General features: G+C 57.1%; 3 rRNA genes. All 3 read left to right on the forward strand.

From position 1 onward, the window contains the following. Nucleotides 1–203: 203 nt before the first annotated feature. Nucleotides 204–1,724: ribosomal RNA gene (locus tag ON32_RS04790) — 16S ribosomal RNA — on the forward strand. 340 nt (nucleotides 1,725–2,064) lie between these two features. Continuing rightward, a 23S ribosomal RNA gene (locus ON32_RS04795) occupies nucleotides 2,065–5,182 on the forward strand. Between the two features lie 97 nt (nucleotides 5,183–5,279). Then, a 5S ribosomal RNA gene (gene rrf, locus ON32_RS04800) occupies nucleotides 5,280–5,396 on the forward strand. Together the 16S, 23S and 5S rRNA genes form the textbook arrangement of a ribosomal RNA operon. The last annotated feature ends 9 nt before the right edge of the window (nucleotides 5,397–5,405 follow it).

Below are 5,405 nucleotides of genomic sequence, written 5' to 3' on the forward strand. Positions count from 1 at the left end.
AGTGTGTGCGCCTGTTCTTTGAGAACTCAATAGTGTGTCGATGAATGTCAGTGCCAAATGTTTTTGGTTTCGGTTCTTCATACCCCCGTGTGGAGGATCGGACATTTTTTAGTCAGCTTAATTCCGGCTGGCGATTGTTTTGCTGGGTTTTCGGACTCCAGTTGTTCTGATTGCACCCCTTTTCGGGGTGTGATTGTGAGTCTTCAACGGAGAGTTTGATCCTGGCTCAGGACGAACGCTGGCGGCGTGCTTAACACATGCAAGTCGAGCGGTAAGGCCCCTTCGGGGGTACACGAGCGGCGAACGGGTGAGTAACACGTGGGTGATCTGCCTCGCACTCTGGGATAAGCCTGGGAAACTGGGTCTAATACCGGATATGACCACTGGTCGCATGGTTGGTGGTGGAAAGATTTATCGGTGCGAGATGAGCCCGCGGCCTATCAGCTTGTTGGTGGGGTAATGGCCTACCAAGGCGACGACGGGTAGCCGGCCTGAGAGGGCGACCGGCCACACTGGGACTGAGACACGGCCCAGACTCCTACGGGAGGCAGCAGTGGGGAATATTGCACAATGGGCGAAAGCCTGATGCAGCGACGCCGCGTGAGGGATGACGGCCTTCGGGTTGTAAACCTCTTTCGACAGGGACGAAGCGCAAGTGACGGTACCTGTAGAAGAAGCACCGGCCAACTACGTGCCAGCAGCCGCGGTAATACGTAGGGTGCGAGCGTTGTCCGGAATTACTGGGCGTAAAGAGCTTGTAGGCGGCTTGTCGCGTCGATCGTGAAAACTCACAGCTCAACTGTGAGCTTGCGGTCGATACGGGCAGGCTTGAGTACTGCAGGGGAGACTGGAATTCTTGGTGTAGCGGTGAAATGCGCAGATATCAGGAGGAACACCGGTGGCGAAGGCGGGTCTCTGGGCAGTAACTGACGCTGAGAAGCGAAAGCGTGGGTAGCGAACAGGATTAGATACCCTGGTAGTCCACGCCGTAAACGGTGGGTACTAGGTGTGGGTTTCCTTCCACGGGATCCGTGCCGTAGCTAACGCATTAAGTACCCCGCCTGGGGAGTACGGCCGCAAGGCTAAAACTCAAAGGAATTGACGGGGGCCCGCACAAGCGGCGGAGCATGTGGATTAATTCGATGCAACGCGAAGAACCTTACCTGGGTTTGACATACACCGGAAACCTGCAGAGATGTAGGCCCCCTTGTGGTCGGTGTACAGGTGGTGCATGGCTGTCGTCAGCTCGTGTCGTGAGATGTTGGGTTAAGTCCCGCAACGAGCGCAACCCTTATCTTATGTTGCCAGCGCGTAATGGCGGGGACTCGTGAGAGACTGCCGGGGTCAACTCGGAGGAAGGTGGGGACGACGTCAAGTCATCATGCCCCTTATGTCCAGGGCTTCACACATGCTACAATGGCCGGTACAGAGGGCTGCGATACCGTGAGGTGGAGCGAATCCCTTAAAGCCGGTCTCAGTTCGGATCGGGGTCTGCAACTCGACCCCGTGAAGTTGGAGTCGCTAGTAATCGCAGATCAGCAACGCTGCGGTGAATACGTTCCCGGGCCTTGTACACACCGCCCGTCACGTCATGAAAGTCGGTAACACCCGAAGCCGGTGGCCTAACCCCTTGTGGGAGGGAGCTGTCGAAGGTGGGATCGGCGATTGGGACGAAGTCGTAACAAGGTAGCCGTACCGGAAGGTGCGGCTGGATCACCTCCTTTCTAAGGAGCATTCTCCGGTCGGGGTTCCGAACAGTCGGGGCCGCCGTCGGCAGAGCCACTACGAGCCCGAATGTGGTTCGGTGGAAGCTCATGGGTGGAACGCTGGCATGTGCCTCACGTTTCGGTTGCTCTCGATGGGGTGGCCGGTGGGGATGTAGTCGACACACTGTTGGGTCCTGAAAGAACAGACGTTCTTTCCAGGCAAGAAATACGATCCGCCGGATCTCGGTGATACCGGCCTCGGTTTCCTCCCGTGGGGAGGGGTTGGGGTGCTGGTCCCGGTAAGGGTTTGGTTGGGTGTGTTGTTTGAGAACTGCACAGTGGACGCGAGCATCTTTGTTTGTAAGTGTGTAAGAGCGTTCGGTGGATGCCTTGGCACCAGGAGCCGATGAAGGACGTGGGAGGCTGCGATATGCCTCGGGGAGCTGTCAACCGAGCTGTGATCCGAGGATTTCCGAATGGGGAAACCCGGCACGAGTGATGTCGTGTCACCCGCACCTGAATGTATAGGGTGTGTGGAGGGAACGTGGGGAAGTGAAACATCTCAGTACCCACAGGAAGAGAAAACAAGAGTGATTCCGTGAGTAGTGGCGAGCGAAAGCGGATGAGGCTAAACCATGCGCGTGTGATAGGCGGCAGCCGTTGCGTGTGTGGGGTTGTGGGGTTCATCTTCTTCTCACTGCCGTGGGGAGCGCGAGTCAGAAACCGTTGTGTTAGCTGAAGTGGTCTGGGACGGCCTACCGTAGACGGTGAGAGTCCGGTAAGCGAAAACGCGACGGCTCGTGTGATGGATGCCCGAGTAGCAGCGGGCCCGTGGAATCTGCTGTGAATCTGCCGGGACCACCCGGTAAGCCTGAATACTCCCTGGTGACCGATAGCGGAATAGTACCGTGAGGGAAAGGTGAAAAGTACCCCGGGAGGGGAGTGAAATAGTACCTGAAACCGTGCGCTTACAATCCGTCAGAGCCTTTTGGGGTGATGGCGTGCCTTTTGAAGAATGAGCCTGCGAGTTAGTGGCATGTGGCGAGGTTAACCCGTGTGGGGTAGCCGTAGCGAAAGCGAGTCCGAATAGGGCGTTGGGAGTCGCATGTTCTAGACCCGAAGCGGAGTGATCTACCCATGGCCAGGGTGAAGCGACGGTAAGACGTCGTGGAGGCCCGAACCCACTTAGGTTGAAAACTGAGGGGATGAGCTGTGGGTAGGGGTGAAAGGCCAATCAAACTCCGTGATAGCTGGTTCTCCCCGAAATGCATTTAGGTGCAGCGTCACGTGTTTCACGCCGGAGGTAGAGCTACTGGATGGCCTAGGGGGCCCACAAGCTTACCGAAGTCAGCCAAACTCCGAATGCCGGTGTGTGAGAGCGTGGCAGTGAGACTGCGGGGGATAAGCTTCGTAGTCGAGAGGGAAACAGCCCAGATCGCCGGCTAAGGCCCCTAAGCGTGTACTAAGTGGAAAAGGATGTGGGGTTGCGAAGACAGCCAGGAGGTTGGCTTAGAAGCAGCCATCCTTGAAAGAGTGCGTAATAGCTCACTGGTCGAGTGATCCTGCGCCGACAATGTAGCGGGGCTCAAGTACACCGCCGAAGCCGCGGCATTCCGACATGTCATTCGCTTCTCCTTTCGGGGGGTTGTGCAGTGGTCGGGATGGGTAGGGGAGCGTCGTGCATCCGGGGAAGCGCCGGAGTGATCCAGGTGTGGAGGGTGCGCGAGTGAGAATGCAGGCATGAGTAGCGAAAGACGAGTGAGAAACTCGTCCGCCGAATGACCAAGGGTTCCTGGGCCAGGTTAATCCGCCCAGGGTGAGTCGGGACCTAAGGCGAGGCCGACAGGCGTAGTCGATGGACAACGGGTTGATATTCCCGTACCCGTGTATCCGCGCCCAATGGCGAGGCAGTGGTACTAACCGTCCTGAACTCGAGCGATCACCTTCGGGTGGCGTGAGGGGGATGCACGGGACCTTCGCTGTAGTAGTCAAGCGATGGGGTGACGCAGGAAGGTAGCTGGGCCAGTCAGTGGTAATACTGGTGTAAGCCTGTAGGGCGAGTGATAGGCAAATCCGTCACTCATGTGGCCTGAGAGGTGATGCGTAGCCGATTGAGGCGAATTCAGTGATCCTATGCTGCCGAGAAAAGCCTCTAGTGAGTTGGTACACGGCCCGTACCCCAAACCGACACAGGTGGTCAGGTAGAGAATACCGAGGCGATCGAGAGAACTGTGGTGAAGGAACTCGGCAAAATGCCCCCGTAACTTCGGGAGAAGGGGGACCTGATCCGGTGAACATCCTTGCGGTGGGAGCTGGGTTGGGTCGCAGAGACCAGAGAGAAGCGACTGTTTACTAAAAACACAGGTCCGTGCGAAGTCGTAAGACGATGTATACGGACTGACGCCTGCCCGGTGCCGGAAGGTTAAGAGGACCGGTTAGCGCTTCGGCGCGAAGCTGAGAATTTAAGCCCCGGTAAACGGCGGTGGTAACTATAACCATCCTAAGGTAGCGAAATTCCTTGTCGGGTAAGTTCCGACCTGCACGAATGGCGTAACGACTTCTCTGCTGTCTCCACCACAGACTCGGCGAAATTGCATTACGAGTAAAGATGCTCGTTACGCGCGGCAGGACGAAAAGACCCCGGGACCTTCACTATAGCTTGGTATTGGTGTTCGGTACGGTTTGTGTAGGATAGGTGGGAGACTGTGAAGCGGACACGCCAGTGTTCGTGGAGTCGTCGTTGAAATACCACTCTGATCGTATTGGACCTCTAACCTCGGACCGTGATCCGGTTCAGGGACAGTGCCTGGTGGGTAGTTTAACTGGGGCGGTTGCCTCCCAAAATGTAACGGAGGCGCCCAAAGGTTCCCTCAGCCTGGTTGGCAATCAGGTGGCGAGTGTAAGTGCACAAGGGAGCTTGACTGTGAGACAGACATGTCGAGCAGGGACGAAAGTCGGGACTAGTGATCCGGCACCGGCATGTGGAAGCGGTGTCGCTCAACGGATAAAAGGTACCCCGGGGATAACAGGCTGATCTTCCCCAAGAGTCCATATCGACGGGATGGTTTGGCACCTCGATGTCGGCTCGTCGCATCCTGGGGCCGGAGTAGGTCCCAAGGGTTGGGCTGTTCGCCCATTAAAGCGGCACGCGAGCTGGGTTTAGAACGTCGTGAGACAGTTCGGTCTCTATCCGCCGCGCGCGTTGGAAACTTGAGGAAGGCTGTCCCTAGTACGAGAGGACCGGGACGGACGAACCTCTGGTGTGCCAGTTGTCCCTCCAGGGGCACGGCTGGTTGGCTACGTTCGGAAGGGATAACCGCTGAAAGCATCTAAGCGGGAAGCCTGTTCCAAGATGAGGTTTCCCACCACCTTCGAGTGGTTAAGGCCCCCTACAGACCATGGGGTTGATAGGCCGGAACTGGAAGCACGGTAACGTGTGGAGGTGACCGGTACTAATAGGCCGAGGGCTTACCAACGAAGATTGCTACGCGTCCACTGTGCGGTATCTGAAACAACACACGAGCACGGCGTCATCCCTGGTGGGGTGGTTGTTCGTGGATAGTTTCATAGAGTTACGGCGGTTATAGCGGTGGGGAAACGCCCGGTCCCATTCCGAACCCGGAAGCTAAGCCTGCCAGCGCCGATGGTACTGCACTCGACAGGGTGTGGGAGAGTAGGACACCGCCGGAACATTCTTTC

This window comes from Nocardia paucivorans NBRC 100373 (assembly GCF_000308675.1).
Classification (GTDB): Bacteria; Actinomycetota; Actinomycetes; order Mycobacteriales; family Mycobacteriaceae; genus Nocardia; species Nocardia paucivorans.